Origin of the sequence: Limnohabitans sp. JirII-29 (assembly GCF_003063395.1) — a bacterium.
In the GTDB taxonomy this organism is placed as follows: domain Bacteria; phylum Pseudomonadota; class Gammaproteobacteria; order Burkholderiales; family Burkholderiaceae_C; genus Limnohabitans.
In genome coordinates this window covers 358,232-381,103 of the sequence record NZ_NESB01000001.1, presented here as the reverse complement: position 1 = coordinate 381,103, position 22,872 = coordinate 358,232, and the positions used below count along the sequence as shown (strand labels likewise).

Annotated in this window: 24 protein-coding genes and 3 tRNA genes; 6 read left to right on the top strand and 21 right to left on the bottom strand. The window is 53.3% G+C overall.

Annotated features, from left to right (window positions below; genetic code table 11):
- Window positions 1–29 precede the first annotated feature (29 nt).
- Window positions 30–335, top strand: coding sequence for a c-type cytochrome (locus B9Z39_RS01870; protein ID WP_100146022.1), 306 nt, complete (start codon window positions 30–32; stop codon window positions 333–335).
- A gap of 24 nt (window positions 336–359) precedes the next feature.
- The gene (locus B9Z39_RS01865) at window positions 360–1,910 is read left to right on the top strand and encodes a fumarate hydratase (RefSeq protein ID WP_100146024.1); all 1,551 of its coding nucleotides are present in this window, start codon (window positions 360–362) and stop codon (window positions 1,908–1,910) included.
- 67 nt (window positions 1,911–1,977) lie between these two features.
- On the opposite strand, the gene B9Z39_RS01860 is transcribed toward B9Z39_RS01865, so the two are convergent.
- Complete coding sequence (locus B9Z39_RS01860) at window positions 1,978–2,607, bottom strand: DUF6806 family protein (protein ID WP_108300506.1); 630 nt, start codon at window positions 2,605–2,607, stop codon at window positions 1,978–1,980.
- 30 nt (window positions 2,608–2,637) lie between these two features.
- Window positions 2,638–2,728, bottom strand: a tRNA-Leu gene (locus B9Z39_RS01855).
- A 179-nt stretch (window positions 2,729–2,907) separates the two neighbouring features.
- Between B9Z39_RS01855 and B9Z39_RS17050 the strand changes: the two genes are divergently transcribed.
- Entirely contained in the window at window positions 2,908–3,288 is a 381-nt protein-coding gene (locus B9Z39_RS17050) for a hypothetical protein (protein WP_199172944.1), read from the top strand.
- Between the two features lie 51 nt (window positions 3,289–3,339).
- Here B9Z39_RS17050 and B9Z39_RS01845 read toward each other — a convergent pair.
- Window positions 3,340–3,415: transfer RNA gene (locus B9Z39_RS01845), tRNA-Gly, on the bottom strand.
- 110 nt (window positions 3,416–3,525) lie between these two features.
- Here B9Z39_RS01845 and mgtA point away from each other — a divergent pair.
- A complete protein-coding gene (mgtA, locus tag B9Z39_RS01840) occupies window positions 3,526–6,084 on the top strand; it encodes a magnesium-translocating P-type ATPase (protein ID WP_108300505.1) in 2,559 nt (852 codons plus the stop codon).
- 3 nt (window positions 6,085–6,087) lie between these two features.
- On the opposite strand, the gene B9Z39_RS01835 is transcribed toward mgtA, so the two are convergent.
- The 9 genes from B9Z39_RS01835 to B9Z39_RS01795 form a co-directional block, all read right to left on the bottom strand.
- Window positions 6,088–6,537, bottom strand: a complete 450-nt coding sequence (locus tag B9Z39_RS01835) for a hypothetical protein (protein WP_108300504.1) — start codon at window positions 6,535–6,537, stop codon at window positions 6,088–6,090.
- Complete coding sequence (locus B9Z39_RS01830) at window positions 6,534–7,379, bottom strand: FAD:protein FMN transferase (RefSeq protein WP_108300503.1); 846 nt, start codon at window positions 7,377–7,379, stop codon at window positions 6,534–6,536. Before B9Z39_RS01830 ends, B9Z39_RS01835 begins: the two co-directional genes overlap by 4 nt.
- 1 nt (window position 7,380) lies before the next feature.
- Window positions 7,381–7,965: an FMN-binding protein gene (locus tag B9Z39_RS01825; RefSeq protein WP_108300502.1), complete on the bottom strand. Its 585-nt coding sequence runs from the start codon at window positions 7,963–7,965 to the stop codon at window positions 7,381–7,383.
- Window position 7,966: 1 nt separating this feature from the next.
- Window positions 7,967–9,319, bottom strand: a complete 1,353-nt coding sequence (locus B9Z39_RS01820; RefSeq protein ID WP_108300501.1) for a hypothetical protein — start codon at window positions 9,317–9,319, stop codon at window positions 7,967–7,969.
- 19 nt (window positions 9,320–9,338) lie between these two features.
- Window positions 9,339–10,424 (bottom strand): cytochrome-c peroxidase, encoded by a 1,086-nt coding sequence (locus B9Z39_RS01815; protein WP_233248895.1) that lies wholly within the window; start codon window positions 10,422–10,424, stop codon window positions 9,339–9,341.
- A gap of 142 nt (window positions 10,425–10,566) precedes the next feature.
- A complete protein-coding gene (locus B9Z39_RS01810; RefSeq protein WP_100146038.1) occupies window positions 10,567–11,343 on the bottom strand; it encodes an FTR1 family protein in 777 nt (258 codons plus the stop codon).
- Window positions 11,344–11,520: 177 nt separating this feature from the next.
- Window positions 11,521–11,973 carry a hypothetical protein gene (locus B9Z39_RS01805; RefSeq protein WP_108300499.1) on the bottom strand — a complete coding sequence of 151 codons (453 nt, stop codon included), beginning with the start codon at window positions 11,971–11,973 and terminating at the stop codon, window positions 11,521–11,523.
- Window positions 11,974–12,084: 111 nt separating this feature from the next.
- Window positions 12,085–12,864 carry an SDR family NAD(P)-dependent oxidoreductase gene (locus B9Z39_RS01800; protein ID WP_100146042.1) on the bottom strand — a complete coding sequence of 260 codons (780 nt, stop codon included), beginning with the start codon at window positions 12,862–12,864 and terminating at the stop codon, window positions 12,085–12,087.
- Window positions 12,865–12,891: 27 nt separating this feature from the next.
- A complete protein-coding gene (locus B9Z39_RS01795; protein ID WP_108300498.1) occupies window positions 12,892–13,320 on the bottom strand; it encodes a CBS domain-containing protein in 429 nt (142 codons plus the stop codon).
- A 191-nt stretch (window positions 13,321–13,511) separates the two neighbouring features.
- Here B9Z39_RS01795 and B9Z39_RS01790 point away from each other — a divergent pair, with 191 nt between their 5' ends.
- Together B9Z39_RS01790 and B9Z39_RS01785 are read left to right on the top strand one after the other, a co-directional pair.
- Window positions 13,512–15,044, top strand: a complete 1,533-nt coding sequence (locus B9Z39_RS01790; protein WP_233248894.1) for a sensor domain-containing diguanylate cyclase — start codon at window positions 13,512–13,514, stop codon at window positions 15,042–15,044.
- A gap of 34 nt (window positions 15,045–15,078) precedes the next feature.
- Window positions 15,079–16,305 (top strand): diguanylate phosphodiesterase, encoded by a 1,227-nt coding sequence (locus B9Z39_RS01785; RefSeq protein ID WP_108300497.1) that lies wholly within the window; start codon window positions 15,079–15,081, stop codon window positions 16,303–16,305.
- Window positions 16,306–16,314: 9 nt separating this feature from the next.
- On the opposite strand, the gene B9Z39_RS01780 is transcribed toward B9Z39_RS01785, so the two are convergent.
- The 9 genes from B9Z39_RS01780 to B9Z39_RS01740 all read right to left on the bottom strand — a co-directional run bounded on the left by B9Z39_RS01780 (window position 16,315) and on the right by B9Z39_RS01740 (window position 22,863).
- The gene (locus tag B9Z39_RS01780) at window positions 16,315–17,202 is read right to left on the bottom strand and encodes an NAD(P)-dependent oxidoreductase (RefSeq protein WP_108300496.1); all 888 of its coding nucleotides are present in this window, start codon (window positions 17,200–17,202) and stop codon (window positions 16,315–16,317) included.
- 98 nt (window positions 17,203–17,300) lie between these two features.
- Window positions 17,301–17,375 (bottom strand) — tRNA-Val (locus B9Z39_RS01775).
- Window positions 17,376–17,400: 25 nt separating this feature from the next.
- The gene (gene dnaQ / locus B9Z39_RS01770) at window positions 17,401–18,114 is read right to left on the bottom strand and encodes a DNA polymerase III subunit epsilon (protein ID WP_100146048.1); all 714 of its coding nucleotides are present in this window, start codon (window positions 18,112–18,114) and stop codon (window positions 17,401–17,403) included.
- 2 nt (window positions 18,115–18,116) lie between these two features.
- On the bottom strand, window positions 18,117–18,455 hold the full coding sequence (gene fdx / locus B9Z39_RS01765) for an ISC system 2Fe-2S type ferredoxin (RefSeq protein ID WP_108300495.1): 339 nt from the start codon (window positions 18,453–18,455) through the stop codon (window positions 18,117–18,119).
- Complete coding sequence (hscA, locus tag B9Z39_RS01760) at window positions 18,455–20,311, bottom strand: Fe-S protein assembly chaperone HscA (protein WP_108300494.1); 1,857 nt, start codon at window positions 20,309–20,311, stop codon at window positions 18,455–18,457. The genes fdx and hscA overlap by 1 nt, the downstream gene beginning before the upstream one ends.
- 33 nt (window positions 20,312–20,344) lie before the next feature.
- Window positions 20,345–20,866 (bottom strand): Fe-S protein assembly co-chaperone HscB, encoded by a 522-nt coding sequence (gene hscB / locus B9Z39_RS01755; protein ID WP_108300625.1) that lies wholly within the window; start codon window positions 20,864–20,866, stop codon window positions 20,345–20,347.
- Between the two features lie 28 nt (window positions 20,867–20,894).
- Window positions 20,895–21,218, bottom strand: coding sequence for an iron-sulfur cluster assembly protein IscA (iscA, locus tag B9Z39_RS01750; RefSeq protein WP_100146054.1), 324 nt, complete (start codon window positions 21,216–21,218; stop codon window positions 20,895–20,897).
- Between the two features lie 16 nt (window positions 21,219–21,234).
- On the bottom strand, window positions 21,235–21,621 hold the full coding sequence (gene iscU / locus B9Z39_RS01745; RefSeq protein ID WP_100146056.1) for a Fe-S cluster assembly scaffold IscU: 387 nt from the start codon (window positions 21,619–21,621) through the stop codon (window positions 21,235–21,237).
- A gap of 21 nt (window positions 21,622–21,642) precedes the next feature.
- The gene (locus B9Z39_RS01740) at window positions 21,643–22,863 is read right to left on the bottom strand and encodes an IscS subfamily cysteine desulfurase (protein WP_100146058.1); all 1,221 of its coding nucleotides are present in this window, start codon (window positions 22,861–22,863) and stop codon (window positions 21,643–21,645) included.
- Window positions 22,864–22,872: the final 9 nt, after the last annotated feature.

Below are 22,872 nucleotides of genomic sequence, written 5' to 3'. Positions count from 1 at the left end.
CGACCTCCCTTGACCTCAAAGGACACTTTATGAAACGCGTTTTGTTTGGCCTTCTCTGTGCCACCACTTTGTCAGCACCGGTGCTGGCAGACCAGGCCCTGGCCACCTCTAAAAATTGCATGGCCTGCCATGCACTCGACCGCAAACTGGTCGGCCCGTCCTACAAAGACGTGGCCGCGAAATATGCCGGCGATAAATCAGCTGTCGACAAACTGGCCAGCAAAATTCAAAAAGGCGGTGCAGGCACGTGGGGCCCCGTGCCCATGCCTGCGAACACGCAAGTCAACGATGCCGAAGCCCACAAGTTGGCCGCTTGGGTCTTGACCGTCAAATAAGAAGCCTTGAGGATTTTTTAAACCATGACCACGATTCGCCAAGAAGACCTGATTGAGTCGGTTGCTGCGGCACTGCAATACATCAGCTACTACCACCCCGCTGATTACATTGCGCACTTGGCCCGCGCCTACGAGCGCGAACAAAGCCCGGCAGCCAAGGACGCAATCGCCCAAATCTTGACCAACAGCAAGATGAGCGCCACCGGTCATCGCCCGATTTGCCAAGACACTGGCATCGTCAACGTGTTCTTGAAGATCGGCATGGATGTGCGCTGGGAAGGTTTCAGCGGCAGCGTGGACGACGCCATCAACGAAGGCGTGCGTCGTGGCTACAACCACCCCGACAACATGCTGCGTGCGTCGGTCGTGGCCGACCCTCAGTTCGCCCGCAAGAACACCAAAGACAACACACCGGCCGTGATCTTCACCGAGCTGGTCCCCGGCAACAAGGTCGACGTGACCGTGGCGGCCAAGGGTGGCGGCAGCGAAAACAAATCCAAGATGTACATGCTCAATCCCAGCGACAGCGTGGTCGACTGGGTGCTCAAAACCGTGCCGACCATGGGCGCGGGTTGGTGCCCACCCGGCATGCTGGGCATTGGCATTGGCGGCACCGCTGAAAAAGCGGTGCTGATGGCCAAAGAAAGCCTGATGGACGACCTGGACATGTACCAGTTGTTGGAGAGGTCCAGCAAAGGCGACAAGCTCAGCCAAGTCGACGAATTGCGCTTGGAGCTCTACCACAAGGTCAACGCACTGGGCATTGGTGCGCAAGGCTTGGGTGGCTTGACCACCGTGCTGGATGTGAAGATCAAGATGTATCCCACCCACGCGGCCAGCAAGCCGATTGCCATGATTCCCAACTGTGCCGCCACGCGCCACGCACACTTTGTGATGGATGGATCGGGCCCGGTGTACCTCACCCCGCCCTCGCTGGATCTGTGGCCCAACGTGAACTGGACACCCGACACACAAAAGAGCAAGCGTGTGGACCTCAACACCTTGACCAAAGACGAAGTGGCCAGCTGGAAACCCGGCCAGACCTTGCTGCTCAACGGCAAGATGTTGACCGGTCGCGACGCGGCTCACAAGCGTATTCAAGACATGTTGGCCAAAGGCGAGAAGCTGCCTGTGGACTTCACCAACCGCGTGATCTATTACGTGGGCCCGGTGGATCCAGTCGGCGATGAAGCGGTGGGCCCCGCAGGCCCCACCACAGCCACCCGCATGGACAAGTTCACCGAGATGATGCTGGCGCAAACCGGCCTGATCTCGATGGTGGGCAAGGCTGAGCGTGGCCCCACTGCCATTGAAGCCATCAAGAAGCACAAGTCGGCTTACTTGATGGCCGTAGGCGGCGCTGCCTACTTGGTATCCAAGGCCATCAAACACGCTGAAGTGGTGGGCTTTGCCGACCTCGGCATGGAAGCGATTTACGAGTTTGATGTGGTGGATATGCCTGTCACTGTGGCGGTGGATGCAGGGGGCACCAGCGCGCACATCACGGGCCCTGCTGAATGGGAAAAACGCATTGCCACCGGCGAGTTCAAAGGCATTGGCGTGACGGCTGGGTAAAGAATTTTTCGCCCAAATCAAAACGGCCTCTGATCAGAGGCCGTTTTTTTGTGTGGGTGCTTGTGTTTCAGTGAAGATGACGCGGCTTACGTCCACCATGGCCTGAGCCACCATGCCCGCCGCCATTGCCGCGGGGCGGTTTGCCCAGATCCAGCGAGTTGACCAAGTTGTCAAAGCGCTCGGAGAACAACTTGTCGATCTCCTGCACCACACCGCCCAATTCAGAGCCATCAAAGTGACGCTCCATCAGGTGAATCACATCGTTGACCAACATGTCACGCTGGGCTTGCATGATGTCAGCCGGGGTGGGCCCAACAAACAGCATGACGAAGTCATCTTTGGCGTCTTCTCCTGAAGGGCCTTCGTCGTCGTCAAACTGGTTGTCGTAGAAGGTCACTTCAATGGCGGCTCCTGCAGACGTGAGCTCGTTCAAGCTCATGCACATTTCGTCCAAACTTTGACGAAAGTCGTCATCACCAGGCACGGTCCAACACATCTGTAGCCAATGCTCATGTGCGTCAAAGCGAATGCCTGGCTCTTCAGGGTAGGCACTGACAGCGCCGTCTTCGAGTGACAAAGCCCCAGCGTATTTCCATAGCGGGCGCAACGCGTCTTGCAACTGATCAAACCCAACATCGGCACGCAAAGGTACCTGACCGTGCACATGAATTTCATACGCGGCGTTGTAACGTGCCATGACGAAACTCCTTCTTTGGTGCCTATTGAATGGTGCCCGAGACCGGAATCGAACCGGTACGCCCCTTGCGGAAAGCGAGAGATTTTAAGTCTCTTGTGTCTACCTATTTCACCACTCGGGCGGTGTCTTGGTTGGCTTGTCAAGCTAAGCTTTGATTTTACCTCTGACAGGCAACAGCACCTCTTGGTGTTTTAGAAAAGAATGCTTAACTACCAATCGTTAGCAATGATAGAAGACCTACACAGAGCTCGGTAAAGTAAGCACCCATCACTACTGCTTAAGCACAAAAAGGAAATCCTCATGAATCACCAAATTTCTCGACTGTTTGCCGCATTGCTGCTGGGCACATGCATGGCAACGACCTACGCGGCCGACAAAAAAGAAGCGGCCCCAACTGAAGCTGCTGTGAAAAAATCAGACGCCGGAATTTGTCATGACAAATCCAGTCCGTCATATGGCAACACCAAAAAGTTCACAGCCTTCGCATCGATGGACGAGTGCATGAAGAGTGGAGGCAAAGCACCTGCCGGTGCACCAAGCGCTGCTGCCGATCCCGTGAAGAAGTCTGAATCAGGGCTCTGTCACGACAAGAGCAGCCCACATTACGAACGCACAAAGAAATTCACAGAGTTCAAAACCATGGATGAATGCATGAAGAGCGGCGGCAAACTGCCCAAGTAAAAAAGCCATGAAAAAAGCCCCTGAAACTTCAAGTTTCAGGGGCTTTTGTATTGGAGCGGGAAACGAGGCTCGAACTCGCGACCTCAACCTTGGCAAGGTTGCGCTCTACCAACTGAGCTATTCCCGCGTGCAGTATGAAATGCAAGACAGCATTGTATGAGAAAAATCAGGCTGATTTCGACACAGATGAAAAATTTTGAAGTGCATCAGCAAGGTCGTACTGGTTAAGCTCAAGCCATGACACACGCCAGAAATGCTCGACACACACAGCAGGCATCAGACCCATGGTGGTCTGCCATCCAGAGCACGGCTGAAACAGACACACCCGCACAAGGACTGACGAATGCACAAAGCGCAGCGCAGTTGGCGAAGTTTGGTCCCAATGTTTTTCATCCCGATGATCACCACACCTTGCTGCGTCAGTTCTTGTCTCGATTTAAAAATCCGTTGGTTGTGGTTTTGCTGTTGGCGAGTTCGGTATCGGCCATGACCGGAGAGGTCACGAACTTTGCCATCATCAGTGTGATTGTGATGTTGAGTGTGACCTTGGATTTTGTGCAGGAGTTTCGTGCCAATGCTGCGGCTGACAAATTGCGGCAATCGGTGTCTGTGCGTGCCAAGGTATGGCGTGATGGACAAGAAGTCGATATCCCTGTGCGAGAAGTGGTGCCAGGAGACCTGTGTACCTTGCATGCGGGAGATCTCATTCCAGCGGACGCGTTGGTATTGGAAGCCCGTGATTTTTTTGTCAACCAATCGCTGCTCACGGGTGAGGCATTTCCAGTTGAGAAACATGCTGGCTTGCTGAGCACCCCGGCGGGTGATCTGCAAGAGGCCACCCATGCGGTGTTCATGGGGACCTCGGTCGTCGGTGGAAGCGCCAAAGTCAGGGTGATGAGAACTGGGGCCGCAACGGCCATGGGGGAAATTTCAGACAGTATCCAAAAACCTGCGCAAGCCTCTTCGTTTGAACATGGCACGCGACGCTTTGGCATGCTGATCATGTGGCTGACGGTGGTGATGGTGTTGTTTGTTTTGCTCGTCAATGCTTGGTTTCACAAACCGTGGCTGGAGTCTTTTTTGTTTGCAGTGGCATTGGCTGTCGGGCTGACGCCAGAGTTATTGCCGATGGTCGTGTCGGTCACTTTGTCGCGTGGTGCCATCCGTCTGGCCAAGCTGCAAATGATTGTGAAGCGACAAACTGCTATACAGGACTTGGGCTCGATGGATGTGCTGTGTACAGACAAAACTGGTACGTTGACCGAAGCCAAAATTCGTCTGGAACGCCACATCAACGTGCAAGGCGATGACAGCCAGCATGTCTTGACCTTGGCCTACTTGAACAGCTTTTTTGAAACAGGTCTCAAGAGCCCCTTAGATGAAGCGATCCTGGCGTGTGATCACATAGATGTCACGCCTTGGCACAAGGTGGATGAAATTCCTTTCGACTTTGAGCGTCGCTGTGTATCTGTGTTGATTGACGATGGCAGCAAACGCTGGTTGGTGGTCAAAGGCGCGGCAGAAGACATGGTGCGCGTGTGCACCCAGTTTGAGGACCCTGTCACACAAACACGTCAACCCATGCGTGATGCAGCCATGCAAGAAATTCAAGCTCGCTATCACGCGCTGGAAGCAGAGGGGCTGCGTGTGCTGGGGATTGCTTGGCGTGAAGTCCCTCGCGATCACGCCCATGCGGTGGTGAACGACGAATCAGACTTGGTGCTGGCAGGGTTTGCCGCATTCCTTGACCCACCCAAAGCGAGCGCAGCCCATGCTTTGGCGGAGCTGCAGCGTGTGGGCGTTGCCATCAAGGTGGTCACCGGCGATAGCGACTTGGTGACACGACATGTGTGCGCGCAATTGGGTCTGCCAGTCATCGGCGTGCTGACAGGCAAAGAAATTGAACAGCTCGACAATCCCACGCTACAGCGTCGGGTGCTAACAGCCAATTTATTTTGTCGCGTGAATCCGGGGCAAAAGCAACGGGTGATTTTGGCGCTGAAAGCCAGTGGACACGTGGTGGGTTACATGGGCGACGGTATCAACGACGCTCCCTCACTGCATGCGGCGGATGTGGGCTTGTCTGTGGATTCGGCGGTTGATGTGGCCAAGGCCGCAGCGGACATGATCTTGCTCAAGCAAGACCTGAATGTGTTGCACGCCGGCGTGCTAGAGGGGCGACGCACATTTGGCAACATCATGAAATACATCATGATGGGCACCAGCTCGAATTTCGGCAACATGTTCAGCATGGCAGGCGCCGCTCTGTTTTTGCCGTTTTTGCCGATGTTGCCAACGCAGATTCTGTTGAACAACATTTTGTACGACGTGTCAGAAATTCCAATCCCCCTGGATCAGGTCGACGCACAAGAAACAGCCCGCCCCCGTGTGTTGAACTTGGATTTCATCCGCAACTTCATGCTGGTAATTGGCCCCATCAGTTCAGCCTTTGACTTTCTGACGTTTTATGTGCTGTTAGAAGTGTTGCACGCGGAGGAAGCGTTGTTTCAAACGGGTTGGTTTGTGGAGTCGCTGTGCACGCAAGTGCTGGTCATTTTTGTGATCCGAACCCGAGGTAACCCTTTCAAAAGCAGGGCACACCCGCTGCTGACGCTGACATCGTTGGCAGTAGTTCTGATCGCCGTTGCTTTGCCATTCACAACGCTGGGCACACATTTGGGATTTGTGGCGCCGCCCGCATTTTTCTATGGCATCTTGGCAGCGATGGTGCTGATGTATCTGTGCGTTGTAGAAGTGGCGAAAAGAGCTTTTTACCGCTGGTGTGCGGGGCACTGAACATCAGGCGCGTGTGGGGATGAAACGACGCCACACATGCGCCAACATCAGCAAAGGCAACGCAACACCCACCCACCAGTGGGCCGCTGACACAGTGTCGTGAAGACTTGGGCTGCCATAGAGCAATAACACCCCGGCTCCGGCCACAAAGCTCAGTCCCACAAAACTGAGCACACCCCATATCCAGTGCGCACGTTGCTCACGGCGCTGCCACATGACGCGTAAATGAGGCCACAAGCCTCGACCACACAACACGCACAGCAACCAGGTTAAAACACCATGCAACACCACCGAAGCATGACGCAGATGCACTTGCCAATCACGCATCTCCATCACGGACTCTGCAGGCCATAGGTACAAAAGCACACCACTTGCCCACATCAGCACAACCGCCGCGACCATCCAACGCCACGTGGCAGGGCTCCAGCCAGACATATGTTTCGAACGCTTCATAGGCTTCTCCACATGCGCGCACCGTGTTTGCGCAAATTGGTTGTCAAGGATGGGCACACACGGGAAGATTGCAAGGCCCACTTGGTCAACACATCTGCCGTCAAACAGTCGTGTGCCTGCACGGTGGCACTCTGCCAGGCTGTCGATCTGCGCATCGACGCAATGGATGCCACAAACTCTGGGTTATTCACACCCGCCACAGAGGTTGCCACTGCCGCGTGACACAACCCGCGTAAACCACACATCTGGCGATCACGCACAGACCGATCGGCATGGCGCACGTCTAAGCGCCATACGTGGGGGCCTATGGCACGCATGTCCCCACCTGCATTGACCAGCGCCGAGGTGATGCCATGTTGCGTGAGAACAGCCACCGCCTGATCGACGGCATAGCCTTTGGCAATTCCCCCCAGATCCAGACAGAGCGCATGGTCAACACGCACGGAGGTGGCAGACAACACACGCAATGCTTGCAACCCAACGCCTGAAGAAGGCGTGGTCATGGACAAGCCAGGACGCCAACCCTTCTGCAACAAACGCACAGCAGCCGTTGACGGATCGAATGCACCGCCTGAGACACGTTGCCAATGTTGTGCACAGGTCAGCACGGCCACTGTATGCGGATCCAATGTCAGATTCGACGCCGGCGTGGCTCGGCTCAAGCGCGCCAAGTCAGACTCTGGTTGGTGCGCGCTCATCACTCGCCCAATGTGCGCTATGACGTCAAAGGCGGCCTCCATGGCCACACGGACATCGGCATCCACGAGCGATGTCACTTCGGGTGTGCGGACGTAGATGGACACCAAGGTACCCAACAGTGGACGCGCACGTTGCCACAGCACATCAAGCCCCGGTTTTCGTCGCTGTCAACAGAGCGGCCAATGCGCTCAAGCGCTGCACGCCCTCGGTCACATGCTGGCACGACAGCGTGGCGCCTGAGATGTTGCGAATATCGTCACCAAAACGCAATTGAGCTGGCCCTTTACGACCTGAAAACTGCTGACGCCATGCCGCATTGCGGATCTCGGCGCCATGTGACTCACGGTAGGCAGTGACTTCCATGCCGCTAACTGCCCCCACAAGGTTGAACCCGACAACGTAATCGATGATGTCGTATTTGCCGATCACTCGGTCTGCCATGACCCATCCACACACGGCATCAGAAGCCACACCCTGCCAACACTGCGGATTGAAACCGCGCGGTATGCGGGTCTGGCTGGCTTGAGCGATGGCACTGAGCGTCGCATCGTTGAATGCAATCGGTCGCAATGAGAACACGTGAGCTTGCGGCAAGACCAACAAACGCGCCTGCTCCAAGGTCATGAATTCGGCCGCAAATGAAGAGGCTGCCGACAAGCCCAAACTTCCTAGGCTTGCCTTGGCAACGTGTTGCAACACTTGGCGTCGAGAAATCTGAGAACGACGCATGTCAGAAGTGGAAACCCACGCCCATATTGAGTTTGTCCAGCGCGCTGTTGTTAAGGTAGCGCTGGGTGTCAATCTTGAGCACTACCTGAGGGTGCAAGTAATAGCTGGCACCCAAGGTCCAGACGCGGGTATCAGGGTCAATGCTGGGCGCTAAACCAGTGGGTACGCCCGCATAAGCAAGTGCTGTGTTGAGTTTTTCGTAACGCACAAAAGGTACAAGGCTGTAGTCACCCTGCTTCCAGAGCCGGTAGGCAGCTTGTCCATACCAGCCTCTGAACTGACTGGGCACAGGGTTGCTGATGCCTGTGGCCGTGGCGTTGAAAGCCTCCACATCATGAAAGCGCCCTGAAGCAGCCAGGGTGGACACGTCCCATTTGCCTGGTTGCCAGCGCGCATGGACTTCTGCCAAGGTCACACTGGCGCTGGGTGAGGCGAAGTCTGCTTGCTTCTGCCCAGCACCTCCGTTGTACAAACTACCCCCGAAGTTGACGCCTGGAATACCGTCGTAGTTGAGCGCACCATAAGTGGCCAAGGTAGCAGCTTTGGCCTGCTGACCTTCTTGGTGAATGGCCCCCAAAGGCGAAGCTTTGGTTTCGCTGCTGTCGCTAGACCACTTGGTCAGGTCAAAGCCGGTGACCACACCGGCATCCCAACGGATCCCCGAGGCATGGGTACCACGCAAGCCAACGCCCAACTCACGCCACGTGCTGGGGATGATGGCTGTCTCCACCAAGTTGCGGTGGACGCCGTAATAACGTGTGGGCTCATGCGTTTCGTTCATGTAGCCAACAGGCAAGAGAAAGAGGCCAACCTTGGCACTCAAACGTTCGTCGATGTCGTGCTCAATGTAGAGCTGCTCAAACGCAACTTCACCTTGGTCACTGGCAGATACCACCGCATTTTCAATTTCCAATTCGGCCGCCATGCGGGTGCGATCGTTGAAGCGATAAGCAAAGCCCAACACACCGCGTCTTGCCGTGGCGACCGCACCAGCAGCATTGCCACGGGGGCGACTCATGCTGAGTTCGCCGTAGCCAAACAAGCTGACCCCGCTGGGCGATGCATCGCCAGCCACCATCGTGGTTGATGTCATTGGTTGGGTGGTTGCACTAGAGATCGGCACAACTTGTGCGCCAGGGGCTTGCACGACAACAGCTGCTGTTTGCACAGAAGCGGAGTTTTGTTGTCGCTTGACTACATCCAATTCAGCGCGAACGGCACGCAACTCGTCACGCAATTGACGCAGCTCTTGCACCAGTTCTGAGGTGGTCTGAGCCTGAGCTGGACCGCACAGTGCCAAGGCGGCAGCGGCGATGCAAGAAATCGGGAAAATTCGCGAGGTCAGGGAGTACATGGATAAGCCTTTAAGCGTCTCAAGGAGAGAAAAAACCATCGGTCAAAGTGGACAAGAAGACCAACAAATCGTCAATTTCTTGGGTGTTCAATGCGGCAGTTTGGCCGCGCGTGCGGTTGTAGGGCGCCTCTGTCACATTGACATTGCCACGCAGCAAGCTCGGCAAATCGTTGTAAACGACAAGGTTGCCTTGAGGGTCTTGGGGATACCAAAGTTGTGGCTGGGTATCACGCGTCACGTAAAACTCAATCGCTTCACGCAAGTTGTCGAACTTGCCGTTGTGAAAGAAATGCTTTCGCAAAGCCACATTACGCAAGCTGGGCACTTTGAAGGCACCACACAAGTCAGTGCGTGTGCTCAGATTGGTACGCACGGGTCCGCACAGGCCCTTGTCAAAGAACGCTACATCGTTGTTGCTCACAATCGCACTGTTGCGCGGAACGCCCAAACTGTCGTAACTGAAATCTGTGAACAAAGCAGCTGGTGCGTTGTCGGGTTTAGTGCTCGGATGGCAGGCGGCGCAATTGCCTTTGTCTGAACGGATAAACCAGGCCAGACCGCGCAACTCTTGGTCGGTGAAAGATGCGCGACCCGCATTGACCGCATCAAACTTGCTAGAAAAAGGCGCGAAATCTGTGTCTTCTTGCTGATAACGCGCCAGCGCTTGCACCACACGATCAAATGCGGCATCGGGGTTGCTGAAGATATCCGCACCGAATACTGCCCTGAACTTGGGAGCATAGGACGCTGCTTCAATTTTCCGTACCACATCACTCACGCTGGCGTTGGCCATTTCATGGTCATTCAAGAATGGGCCGCGTGCCTGCTCGGCCAGAGAGTTGGCCCGTCCATCCCAAAAAAAACCACCCGTTGGTGTGCCATCAGACGCGATGTAGAAAGCGGTGTTGAAACGCAAGTAACGAATGGCAGGAGGCAATCTCAAGCCAGGCATGTCCAAGTTGACACCACCGAACGCCACAGACGTGGTGAAAGGCGACGCGTGACCCAAATCAGGATCGTGGCAAGTGGCACACGACATCTGCCCCGAGCCCGACAAGGAAACATCTTTAAAAATTTCTTGCCCTATCAAAGCGACAGAACTCATCGACGCATTGGAACTCTGGCCACCACCGCAAGCGGACAAGCTGAGACAAACCATGCACGTCACAAATAAAAGGGCGAGCTTCATCCTGCACCGTGAAACACGGCCTATTCAAAAAAAGAAAATGGAGTTAAAAAAACCTAGCTCAAACCATCGAACGATGCTTGAGCATGCGTTGATCAGCTAAATGAGCGCCGATCAACCAAGTCGTGGGAATCACAACCAAGGCAATGGAGAGAATTTGCGCAATCCAACCTTCTGCAATGTCTTCGGTCATGGCGTGCCAAAGTGGATTGTCAATACCGGGCACCATGCCTGCCTCCGTGAATTCATGCAGGGCATACACCACCAACTGAATCGCAAAGACCATCATGAACCATGAGGTCACGCGAAAAAACCGGCCCAAATTCACCTTGTGACCAAACTTGACCCACATCAAGCTAACGACCCCTGCAAGCAACACACCAATCACGGACCCAACTGTCATGTCCGCTGCATCGGCATTCGCCGCCAAAGAAGCAATCATGGTGGCGGTTTCAATGCCCTCACGGCTGACCATAAAGATCGTAAAGCCGAAAAGTGACCACCAGGCTGTGGGGCCTTGCAAATCAGACACTTCGTTCAATCGATGGGTGATTTGCTGGCCCATGCCTTTGCCTGCCTGGGTCATGTGGACCACGCACCAAGTCACAGCAACGGCAGCGATCAACGCCATCACACCAGCCCATGCAGATGACATAGCCCCGATGCGGGACAGCACAACGCCAAGCCCCGCACAACCGATGACGGCAATGGCCATACCCCAACGCACAGCCCCCAGCAGGGCCAAATTGTTGGCTTTACGCAAGTACAACGTGACGATGGCAATCACTAAGAAGGCTTCTAAACCTTCACGAAAACAAATGAGCAGTGCTTGAAACATAGGGTGTTGTGTCCATCGTTGGTGAATCCGACACCCAAATGATAACCACTTTCATTTAGATTGGCAAGAAATTGCCAATTTTTTATCAAGACCACAGATAGCGAGGCATCGCGGGTGCTCTGCGCGCGTTCATCGCATTCATCAACAAACAAAAAATAGCGCCCAAGCGCAACGCAATCAATCCCGCATCCACTGCGTCGGGTTCTCGCTCAAATAAACGTAGGCATTGAAATAGTCCATCGCCAGCGCCGTTGCGCCAACGCCAACAAAGACGAGTGACACTTTTTCAAAAAACCAATTTCTGAGATAGCTGTAAAGATAGAACACGGTGATGGCAATCACAAAGAGCGCTCGATACTGGAAGTACCGAACGAATGTCTCATCGCTCATGTGAGACTGATAGTTTGAGACTGCAACGTGTGAGAAGAAAAGCAACTTGATGCAGTATGAGAAAACCACAGATAAGAGAAACAAGTTTCGAAACTTGAACCACGTGTCGACGGCCGAGGGCAAATGGCTGGCTGCACGCGCAGACATCAGCTCTACATCAGATGCAGTTTCTTCTTCGCTAAAGAGGGCATCCAACTCCGCGCGTGTGACCAATCCTTCATCCGTGTGTGATATCCCCATCGCATGCTCCCATTGCACACAAGGCTTGCGTGCAATGGCGATTTTAAGTCAAGGTGTAAATTTATGGATGCAAAAAAACTGTTGATGGAGCTTGAAAGAATTCAATCGAACTCAAAACACCATCCCCCCATCGATGTGAATAGACTGCCCCGTCATGCCGCTGGATTCAGACGATCCCAAATAAACCGCCATGCCAGCAATCTCTTGCGTCGTCATCATTCGCCCCAAAGGCACACGCGCCAGTGCGGCTTTGACAAACTCTTCAGCGGAAGCTCCCGCACTTTGCGCGGCTTGCGCCTTGAGTTCCTCCAACATATCTGTCTGGACAAAACCAGGACAGATGGCGTTGACAGTGACGTTGTAAGAGCTGGCCTCCAGCGCAACACACCGCGTCAAACCCACCACAGCGTGTTTGCTGATGTTGTACGCGCTTTGATTGCGCGACCCCCATTTGCCAGCGGTTGAAGCCATGTTGATGATGCGCCCGTGCTGGCGTGCCTGCATGCCCGGCAAGCAAGCTTGGGTGAAGTGAATCACACCAAACAAATTGACATCCAACATGTCTTGAAAGTCGTCGGGGGTGTAGTTCAGAAAAGATTTGGATTTGTAAACACCGGCGTTGTTGACCAAGATATCAACATGGCCGAATCTGGCCTCCACCTGATGCACCGCGTTGAACGATGCAGCTCGGTCAGTGACGTCCAAGGCCAGGGTCATGATGCGGTTTGCAGGCAACGCCAACTCGTCTGCCAATTGCTCAAGGGAAAGTTTGTCTCTTGCCACCAAACAAAGCAATGCCCCCTCCCTAGCGTAGGCTTGCGCAATTGAACGACCAATGCCTCGGCTTGCACCTGTGACGATGGCTACAGAATTCTTCAAACGTTGAGACAAAAGAACCTCCTTGAGATGCGTTTTAGTTCAGCCGCGTATGTACGACTCAAGCTGATCAATCAGATATTTTTGATGCGCCATCATTTCACGGACCACATCACCGATTGAGATCACACCGATCAGTTGACCATCTTTAAGAACTGGCAAATGGCGAATGTGACGGTCTGTCATGATTTGCATGCATTTGTCCATTTTTTGTGATGCATCGATCGTGATCACATCAGCTGTCATGACATCTCGCACCTGTGTTGTATCGCTTGATTTACCAAACAAGGTTACTTTTCGCGCGTAGTCCCGCTCAGAAAAAATGCCCACCAGCGCCCCTTGAGAAAGCACCAAAACCGCACCTATGTTTTTTTCAGCCATTAAAACAAGGGCCTGTTTAACGGTTTGATCTGGTGATACATGCCAAGTAGAACGTGCTTGATGCACAAGAAACTGTCCGGTAGTCAGCATTTCCTTCTCCTTTTGAAATTATTGCTAGACGTGTCAAATATGTATTTCAGAATGAACACTTTTAACCGATCCATCAAGCCTCAAAAGCAACAAAATTAAACTATCATATTTATGATATTGTTGACAAATATACTATATTTATAGCTACAATTATTTTAATACTTACTCCAAGTACGAGGCAAAAAACGCCCATGATAGACCCGAGTTTTGAATCAAGTTCAAACATACAACGAACCTCGCGTTTGGTTGTAACTGCGGGCGTTGCATTGGCAATTATTTTCTTGATCAATGCATTTTTGACGACTTATCTGTTGCGCGAGAACACCATCAAAGACAAATCAGATGAGTTGGCGAATCTGACTTTCATCTTGTCTGAACATGCTTCCCAAACCATATTTTCAGCAAACGCGGCGCTAGAAAGCGTACTCGACATTGTTGAGCTTTCCAAGATTGAATCCGAGAAAGCATTCGTTGAGTTTGCAAGTAAAAAAGAACAATTTGAACTATTACTCGCCAAAACCAAATCTAACGCCATCATCGATGTCTCAACATTTGTAGACAGCCATGGAAAAGTCATCAATTTTTCACGCGCTTACCCGCCCCCAAATATTGATTTGTCGGACAGGGATTACTTTATATTTCTAAGCAAAAACAATTACGAGAAAACTTATTTCAGTGCCCCCGTCCAAAACAAAGGCAATGGGAAATGGGTGTTCTATCTGGCCCGCAGAGTCAATAACAGCCATGGACAATTTTTAGGGCTTGTTCTTGTTGGCGTGTCAGTCGAAATTTTCTCATCGCTCTATGAGCAAGTAGGCATCAACCTGGGCGAAGGCTCATCGATTTCGCTGTTCAGAGATGACAATATGCTGCTGACACGTTGGCCGTTCGTGAACCATGCAATTGGCACGATCAACACAAACCAATTGATACAGTCATCGTTAAATTCAACCAAACGGGGCGGTGTGATTCTGACTGACGCACCGTCGGTTTATTCGAGAAATCAACCCGCAGAGCGCATGGTATCTTTTCGTGCCGTCTCGGGTTATCCATTTGTCGTTGGCAGCATCATGTCCAAAGACCTGTATTTGGCCAACTGGTATAAAAGTTTGAGTGGCGTCTTAATCACTACGGGTTTCACACTGGTAACCTTGATTGTTGGCATTTTGTTGTTTTTGCATATTTATCGAAAAAATGCGCGGGTCAGTTTCATGGCACATCATGATGTTCTGACAGAACTCCCTAATCGCATTTTGATTGCGGATCGACTGGTTGTTTCTTTAGAAAATGCCAAGCAACAAAAAACAAAGTTCGCTGTGATGTTCATTGATCTGGATAATTTGAAAACGATCAATGACTCACACAGCCATAACGCAGGAGACTTTGCTCTGAAAGAAGTTGCATCCAGAATGCGTTCGTGCATTCGTAAGTCAGATACGCTGGGTCGAATCGGTGGAGATGAATTTGTAGTGATCCTGCCAAACATCGAATCAGAAGCAGATGTGCTCCAAGTGGCAGAGAAAATTCGACATGCCATCAGTAGCCCTATCCTTTTCGAAGGGGCCCATCTCTCAACAAGTGCCAGCATTGGCATTGCCTTGTTTCCAGACCACGGTGACAACGAAGCTGACCTGATGAGCAATGCCGACATGGCCATGTATGAAGCAAAAAATAGCGGAAAAAACAACATCAGCATTGCGCACAAAGTAATTACATCAACTTAGGTGATGTCCACGACTTTCACCACAGGTTGTTCCTATGCTGTCTCAACTCATTTACCGCAGTCATGCACTCACCGATCTCAGCGACGTTGAGTTAGAGAAAATCGTTTCAACCTCCCAACTCAATAACAAGAGCTTAAACATCACAGGCATTTTGTTGTACGCGGACAAATACTTTATGCAGGTGCTAGAAGGACCAACCCGTGAGGTTGAACGATTATTCGCCCGCATTCAAAGTGATGACAGACACACAGAGGTGGTGCTCGTCTCTGTTCACCCCATCCATCTGAGACGGTTCGACCAATGGTCCATGCAATGGGTACCGGCTTCAAAATATTCGGGAAATGGACTGCCAGTCAAAGCCGTGCCTTCGGATCTGATCGCCGCGTATTTAAACTTTGATGACCGCACGAGTCGAATTCTTGATGCATTTATTCAAGGCCGTTGGAGGTCAACGCCAACGCATACCCCGCCTCCTTGGCGTACACATGATTTCTCGCCCCCCATCACTCAAAGTCAGAGTACGACATCCACAACACCCATACCCATATCGTTTGCTTTTCAGCCCATCGTAGAGACGAGCTCTGGAGAGGTGGTTGCTTTTGAGGCTCTGATCAGAGGACCCACAGGAGAGCTGGCAATGGACTTTCTCAATGGTGTATCAACCGCAGATGTTCACCGCTTTGATCTTGAGTCAAAAGCAGATGCCATCCAGCGTGCGGCACAACTGGGGGTCCGCTGCCGACTCGCCGTTAACCTCTTACCTAAATCGCTGACGAATGCGCCTGAAGCGGTAAGTTTCTTGATCAAACAAATACGGACCTGCGGCATCAAACCCGAGCAGTTGATCGTGGAACTGACTGAGGAAGAGGCCATCGCCAATCCCCTGCTGTTTCAAAATATGGTGCGCCAACTGCGCGCATCAGGCATCCAAATCGCTATTGATGATTTCGGTGCAGGCTATGCGGGGCTATCTTTGTTGGCGGAATTTCAGCCAGACATATTGAAAATAGACAAAAAAATTATTCAAGGCGTCGCAGCAAACGGCCCGCGCCAAGCTATCGTACGCGCCATCGTCGAGTTTTGTATCTGCCTTGGTATACGGGTAATCGCCGAAGGTATCGAAAACCAGGAAGACTGGCAATGGCTGGAGTCAGCGGGCGTTCATTGGTTTCAAGGTAATCTGTACGCAGAACCTGGACTCAACCAGATTCCCACAATCAATTGGCCGCTACCGCACAAAGAATTCTCTACCCCTCGATAACGGCCTACGTCAAGATGCGTTCGATTTTCGTTGCACGAACAAGGGAATGATCTGCGGCATCAGCGATTGCGGATCGCCTTGTGTGCAAGCTATCTCCAGCGTGCGCTTGACGGCGTCAGCCACCGTGTGATCGGCTTGCGTGTCCTGCGCCATGGCGTTGTAGTAACTCAAATCCTTGAGTGCATTCGCCAAAGTAAAACGCAAACCCGAGGGATCTCCTGAAACTAAAAATGGTTTCAAGCGCTCCAAGGCGGCGCCCCAACCTCCCCCCATCGCCAACACATCCACAAATGTTTGTGCGTTGACACCCGCAAGCTCAGCACATGCGGCAGCTTCAGCCAGCAAGGTCACGGAGCCCAGCGAGACATAGTTGTGCAACAGTTTCATACGGTGACCTGCCCCGATGGCCCCCACATGCACAATATTCTCTGCAAAACACGACAAGATGTGCTTGCACTCTTCAAACAAGGCCACATCCCCACCCACCAGTAAGTTCAACCGACCTTCCGCTGCCTCCTTGGGAGTTCGGGTCATGGGTGCATCTAAAAATTTACCGCCACTGGCCATCACCAACTCAGCGACTTTTTCAGTAGAAGACGGTACTGCCGTAGAGCAATCAATGACGATGGTTCCAGGCTGCATCCCTTTCAACACACCGTCTTCACCCATCAACACCGCCTCGACTTGAGGCGTGCCCGTGACACACAAGATCACCAGATCGGAATGTGCAGCCAACTCTTTCGGCGTTTTGAATGTTTGAGCTCCATGAGCTCGTAACGTATCAAGGGGCTGATTACCCGGATGCTCCAGCACAGACAAGCTTTGACCATGCTTGAGCAGGTTGGAGGCAATGCCATGGCCCATCATGCCGATACCGATCATTCCGATTTTTTTCATCTCTGCTCCGATTGCCAATTGCGCGAATTGGCACAGTAGGTGATGTAAAGAAAAAAGCACCGAGAGTTTCCTCTAGGTGCTTTGTTTCATGGGTGTTTTGGTGGGCAGTACAAGTTTCGAACTTGTGACCCCTGCAGTGTGAATGCAGTGCTCTACCCCTGAGCTAACCGCCCTATTCCATCTCTGGAAAGATCAATATTATGCCACAAGATTTTCGAATTTTCGCCAAACAGTTTGTCCACCGCTCGACTTATCCAATTGAACGAGCACCTCGCTATGTTGTAAGCGCTCTTGTTCAGACGCTGTGATCACGGGCAGCTCAAAGCCACTCAGGTCCACATATTCGGTGGTACGGCTTTGGTCATCGGTGCTCTCCGCCTCCATCAACAAGGCATCTTGCCCACGCGTCATGTTGATGTAGACGTCGGCCAACAGTTCGGCATCGAGCAAGGCTCCGTGCAAAGTACGTCCAGAGTTGTCCACTTCCAAGCGATCGCACAATGAATCCAGTGAGTTACGTTTACCTGGGAACATTTCCTTGGCCATCACCAACGTGTCGGTGATGCTGCTCACATAGCTTGTGAACGGTTTGTGTCCCACTTGCCCCAGCTCTTTGTTGAGGAAGCTCACATCAAATGGTGCGTTGTGAATCAGCACTTCGGCGTCTTGCAGGTAATCGACCAACTGCTGAGCCACTTCAACAAATTTGGGTTTGTCGCGCAAGAACTCATTGCTGATGCCGTGCACCTTGAGTGCGTCTTCGTGGCTGTCTCGCTCTGGGTTCAAATAAAAATGCAAGTTGTTGCCTGTAAGCTTGCGATTGACGAGCTCGACACAACCAATTTCAATGATTCGATCACCAGCCTCTGCCGACAGGCCGGTGGTTTCGGTGTCTAGAAAAATTTGACGCATGGTCAGTGGTTTTCTTTGGCGTGGTTGATGGTGTATTTTGGAATTTCAATCACCAGATTTTTTTGCGCCACGATGGCTTGACAACTCAAGCGCGAATTAGGCTCCAAGCCCCAGGCGCGATCAAGCAAGTCTTCTTCGGTCTCTTCCAAGTCGTTGAGCGAGTTGAACCCCTCACGCACCACCACGTGGCAGGTGGTGCAGGCGCAGCTCATGTCGCAGGCATGTTCAATGTGGATGTCGTTTTCCAACAAGGCTTCGCAAATGGTGCTGCCCGAAGCCACCTGGATCTCGGTACCCTGTGGGCAAAGTTCGGCATGGGGCAAAATTTTGATAACAGGCATTACAAAGTCTCGATGTTTTGACCAGCCAAGGCATGCTGGATTCCACGGTTCATACGTTGTGCGGCAAAGGCCTCGGTACCCTTGGCCAGTGCTTCAGTGGCAGCTTCAATGGCGGCAGCGTCCGGCAACTGTTTAGCCGCCAGGGTCGCTGCCATCAACGCTTCAATGTTCGCGCGTGACTCTGATGACAACAAGTCACCATCGGCTTGCAACGCACTTTGGGTAGCCAGCCACATGCGATCGGCATCGACCCGAGCTTCCACCAAGGCACGTGCTTGGATGTCTTGTTCAGCCGTTTTGAAACTATCTTGCAGCATGTGGGCAATTTGATCGTCCGACAAGCCATAGCTTGGCTTGACGGTGATACTCGCCTCCACGCCACTCATTTGTTCGCGGGCTGCCACGCTGAGCAAACCGTCAGCATCGACCGTGAAGGTCACACGGATGCGTGCAGCGCCAGCGGCCATGGGTGGGATTCCGCGCAACTCAAAACGGGCCAAACTGCGGCAATCGGTCACCAGATCGCGCTCACCTTGCACCACATGCAAGGCCAGCGCAGTTTGACCATCTTGGTACGTGGTGAAGTCTTGCGCCATGGCGGTAGGAATGGTTTGGTTGCGCGGCACGATGCGCTCGACCAAACCACCCATGGTCTCGATTCCCAGGGACAAGGGAATCACATCCAGCAACAACAGCTCTCCGTCCGGGTTGTTCCCAGCCAATTGGTTCGCCTGAATGGCAGCACCCAAGGCAACAACTTCATCTGGGTTCAGGTTGTTCAAGGGCACACGCCCCAGCAAGGCCTCGACCGCCGACTGAATTTGTGGCATCCGGGTTGAACCACCCACCATGACCACGCCTTGCACATCGTCTTTGCTGAGCTTGGCATCGCGCAAAGCTTTGCGCACCGCCGCCAGGGTACGTTGTGTGAGCGCAGCCGTGGCTCCTTCGAATTCAGCACGCGACACCGTGTGCGTCACATCACCGCTAGACAGTGACACGGCAAACGTGACGGACATGCTGGACGACAAGGCCTCTTTGCAAGCGCGTGCAGCCACCATCACACGCGCTTTGTCGGCGGGTGTGTCAATACGACAGCCTGTGGCTGTTTGCACATGGTCAGCCAAGGCGCGGTCATAGTCATCCCCGCCCAAAGCGGAATCACCGCCCGTCGCGAGCACCTCAAACACCCCACGGGTGAGACGCAGAATCGAAATATCAAACGTGCCGCCGCCCAAGTCGTACACGGCATACACACCTTCGCTGGCTTGGTCCAAGCCATAAGCAATGGCGGCCGCTGTGGGCTCATTGATCAAACGCAGCACATTCAAGCCTGCCAATTGCGCTGCGTCTTTGGTGGCTTGGCGCTGCGCATCGTCAAAGTACGCAGGCACGGTGATCACGGCACCATACAGGTCGTCGTTGAAAGTGTCTTCAGCACGGAAACGCAAGGTGGCCAGAATTTCAGCACTCACCTCGACAGGGGATTTATCACCGGCACGGGTATGAATAGCCAGCATGCCTGGCTTGTCGACAAATTGGTAAGGCAGTTTGTCGCGGTTGGCAATATCGGCCACACCCCGACCCATGAATCGTTTGACCGACACCAAGGTGTTTTGTGGGTCATCGGCTTGCGCGAGCAAGGCCACACGGCCAATTTGACGGCCATCGCCCTCTAGGTAACGCACCGCGGAGGGCAAGATCACCTCGCCCTCGCTGTCGGGCAGGCACTCGGCCACGCCATGGCGCACGCTGGCAACCAACGAGTGAGTGGTGCCCAGGTCAATGCCCACCGCAATTCGCCGCTGGTGTGGATCGGGGGCCTGACCGGGTTCTGAAATTTGTAACAAAGCCATGGTGTGTATTGTCGCTTTTAGGCTTGGTTTGTCTTATCGGGCATCGAGTGCATCGAGCCGCTGTTCAATGTCTTTGGCAAAGCGCTCAATGAACATCAGCGCCCTCACCTCTTGTGCAGCCTGAGGTAAATCATGGATCACATCAATGCAGTGTTCACAACGGCTCAGGCCCTCTTGGTGGGCAAGCTTGACTTCGTCGTGCAGGGTCTCCAAAGTCGCCAGGTCAGTGGCCTCATCCAAAGCTTCACGCCAGCTCATTTGCTGCATCAAAAAAGCGGTGGGCATGGCGGTATTGTTTTCCGCTTGGATAGGCGCACCGCCTAACTCACACAAGTAGGCAGCACGGCGCAGTGGATCTTTCAGGCGCTGGTACGCCTCATTGATGCGCACCGACCATTGCATGGCCACGCGTTGCGCCGCTGTGCCCTGAGCAGAAAATTTATCGGGATGCGCTTCGCGCTGTAAATCTTTCCAACGGGTGTCGAGCTCTGCACGGGTTTGGGCAAAGCGTTGCGGAAGATCAAACAGCACAAAGTCGTTGACGGCCAGCTGCACAGACAGCGGCAGGTCTGAGGCGCTCACGTCAGATCCGGAACGACTCACCGCAGCCGCAGCGGTCGCGTTCATTCGGATTGATGAACTTGAAACCTTCGTTCAAGCCTTCGCGCACAAAGTCCAACTGCGTGCCATCGATGTAGGCCAAGCTTTTGGGATCGACCAACACCTTGACGCCGTGGTCTTCAAAAATCACGTCCTCCGGCGAGGATTCGTCCACGTACTCCAGCTTGTAGGCCAAGCCAGAGCAACCGGTGGTTTTGACGCCTAAACGGACGCCAACGCCTTTGCCACGTTTGGCCAAGTAACGAGTGACGTGCCGTGCAGCGGCTTCTGTCAAAGTGACGGACATCTTGGTTCTCAGTGAATCAGTGGGCGTGTTTCTTTTTGTAGTCATCCACGGCGGCCTTGATGGCGTCTTCAGCCAAGATGGAGCAGTGAATTTTCACGGGCGGCAGTGCGAGCTCTTCAGCGATCTCGCTGTTTTTCAAAGCAGCCGCTTGGTCCAGGGTTTTGCCCTTGACCCATTCAGTCACCAACGAGCTAGACGCAATGGCTGAGCCACAGCCATAAGTTTTGAAACGTGCATCTTCGATCACACCGGTAACCGGGTTGACCTTGATTTGCAACTTCATCACGTCGCCGCAAGCTGGTGCACCGACCATGCCGGTGCCCACAGATTCGTCGCCCTTGTCAAACGAGCCCACGTTGCGGGGGTTTTCATAGTGGTCAATGACCTTTTCGCTGTATGCCATGGTGTAACTCCCGTCTATTGTTTAATGCGCAGCCCATTGGATGGTGCTGATGTCAATGCCGTCTTTGTACATGTCCCACAAGGGGCTCAAGTCGCGCAACTTACCCACGTTCTCACGGATGGTGGCAATGGCGTAATCGATTTCTTCTTCGGTGGAGAAGCGGCCAATCGTCATGCGCAAACTGCTGTGGGCCAACTCGTCGCTGCGGCCCAAGGCACGCAGCACATAGCTGGGTTCCAAGCTGGCCGAGGTGCAGGCAGAGCCTGATGAGACCGCCAAACCTTTGATGCCCATGATGAGTGACTCACCTTCCACATAGTTGAAGCTGATGTTGAGGTTGTGGGGCACGCGGTGTTCGAGGTTGCCGTTGACAAACACTTGCTCCATGTCAGTCAAACCGTCGAGCAAGCGTTTTTGCAAGGCACGGGCCTTGGCCACGTCTTGCGCCATTTCAAGTTTGGCCAAACGGAAGGCTTCTCCCATACCCACACACTGGTGCGTGGGCAAGGTGCCGCTGCGCATGCCGCGCTCATGACCACCCCCGTGCATCTGGGCTTCCAAACGCACACGTGGTTTACGACGCACGTACAAGGCACCAATGCCTTTGGGGCCATAAGTTTTGTGTGAGGCCAAGCTCATCAAATCGACCGGCAAGGTCTGCATGTCGATCTCTACCTTGCCCGTGGATTGCGCCGCATCAACGTGGAAGATGATGCCTTTTTCGCGACACAACTGGCCAATCGCCGTGATGTCTTGGATCACACCGATTTCGTTGTTGACGTGCATGACACTGATCAAAATCGTGTCTGGGCGAATGGCCGCCTTGAGCACGTCCATGTTCAACATGCCGTCTTCTTGCACGTCGAGGTAGCTCACCTCAAAGCCTTGACGCTCCAACTCGCGCATGGTGTCCAGCACCGCCTTGTGCTCGGTCTTGACGGTGATCAAGTGCTTGCCCTTGGACTTGTAAAAGTGTGCAGCACCTTTCAAGGCCAGGTTGTTGGACTCGGTGGCACCCGACGTCCACACAATTTCGCGTGGGTCAGCACCAATCAAGGCAGCCACATCAGCGCGGGCTTTTTCAACAGCTTCTTCGGCCGCCCAGCCCCAAGCGTGGCTGCGGGATGCGGGGTTGCCAAAGCTCTCACGCAACCATGGAATCATTGCGTCGACCACGCGTGGGTCAACGGGGTTGGTTGAAGCGTAGTCGAGATAAATCGGGAAATGAGGCGTCATGTGGATACGAGCTCT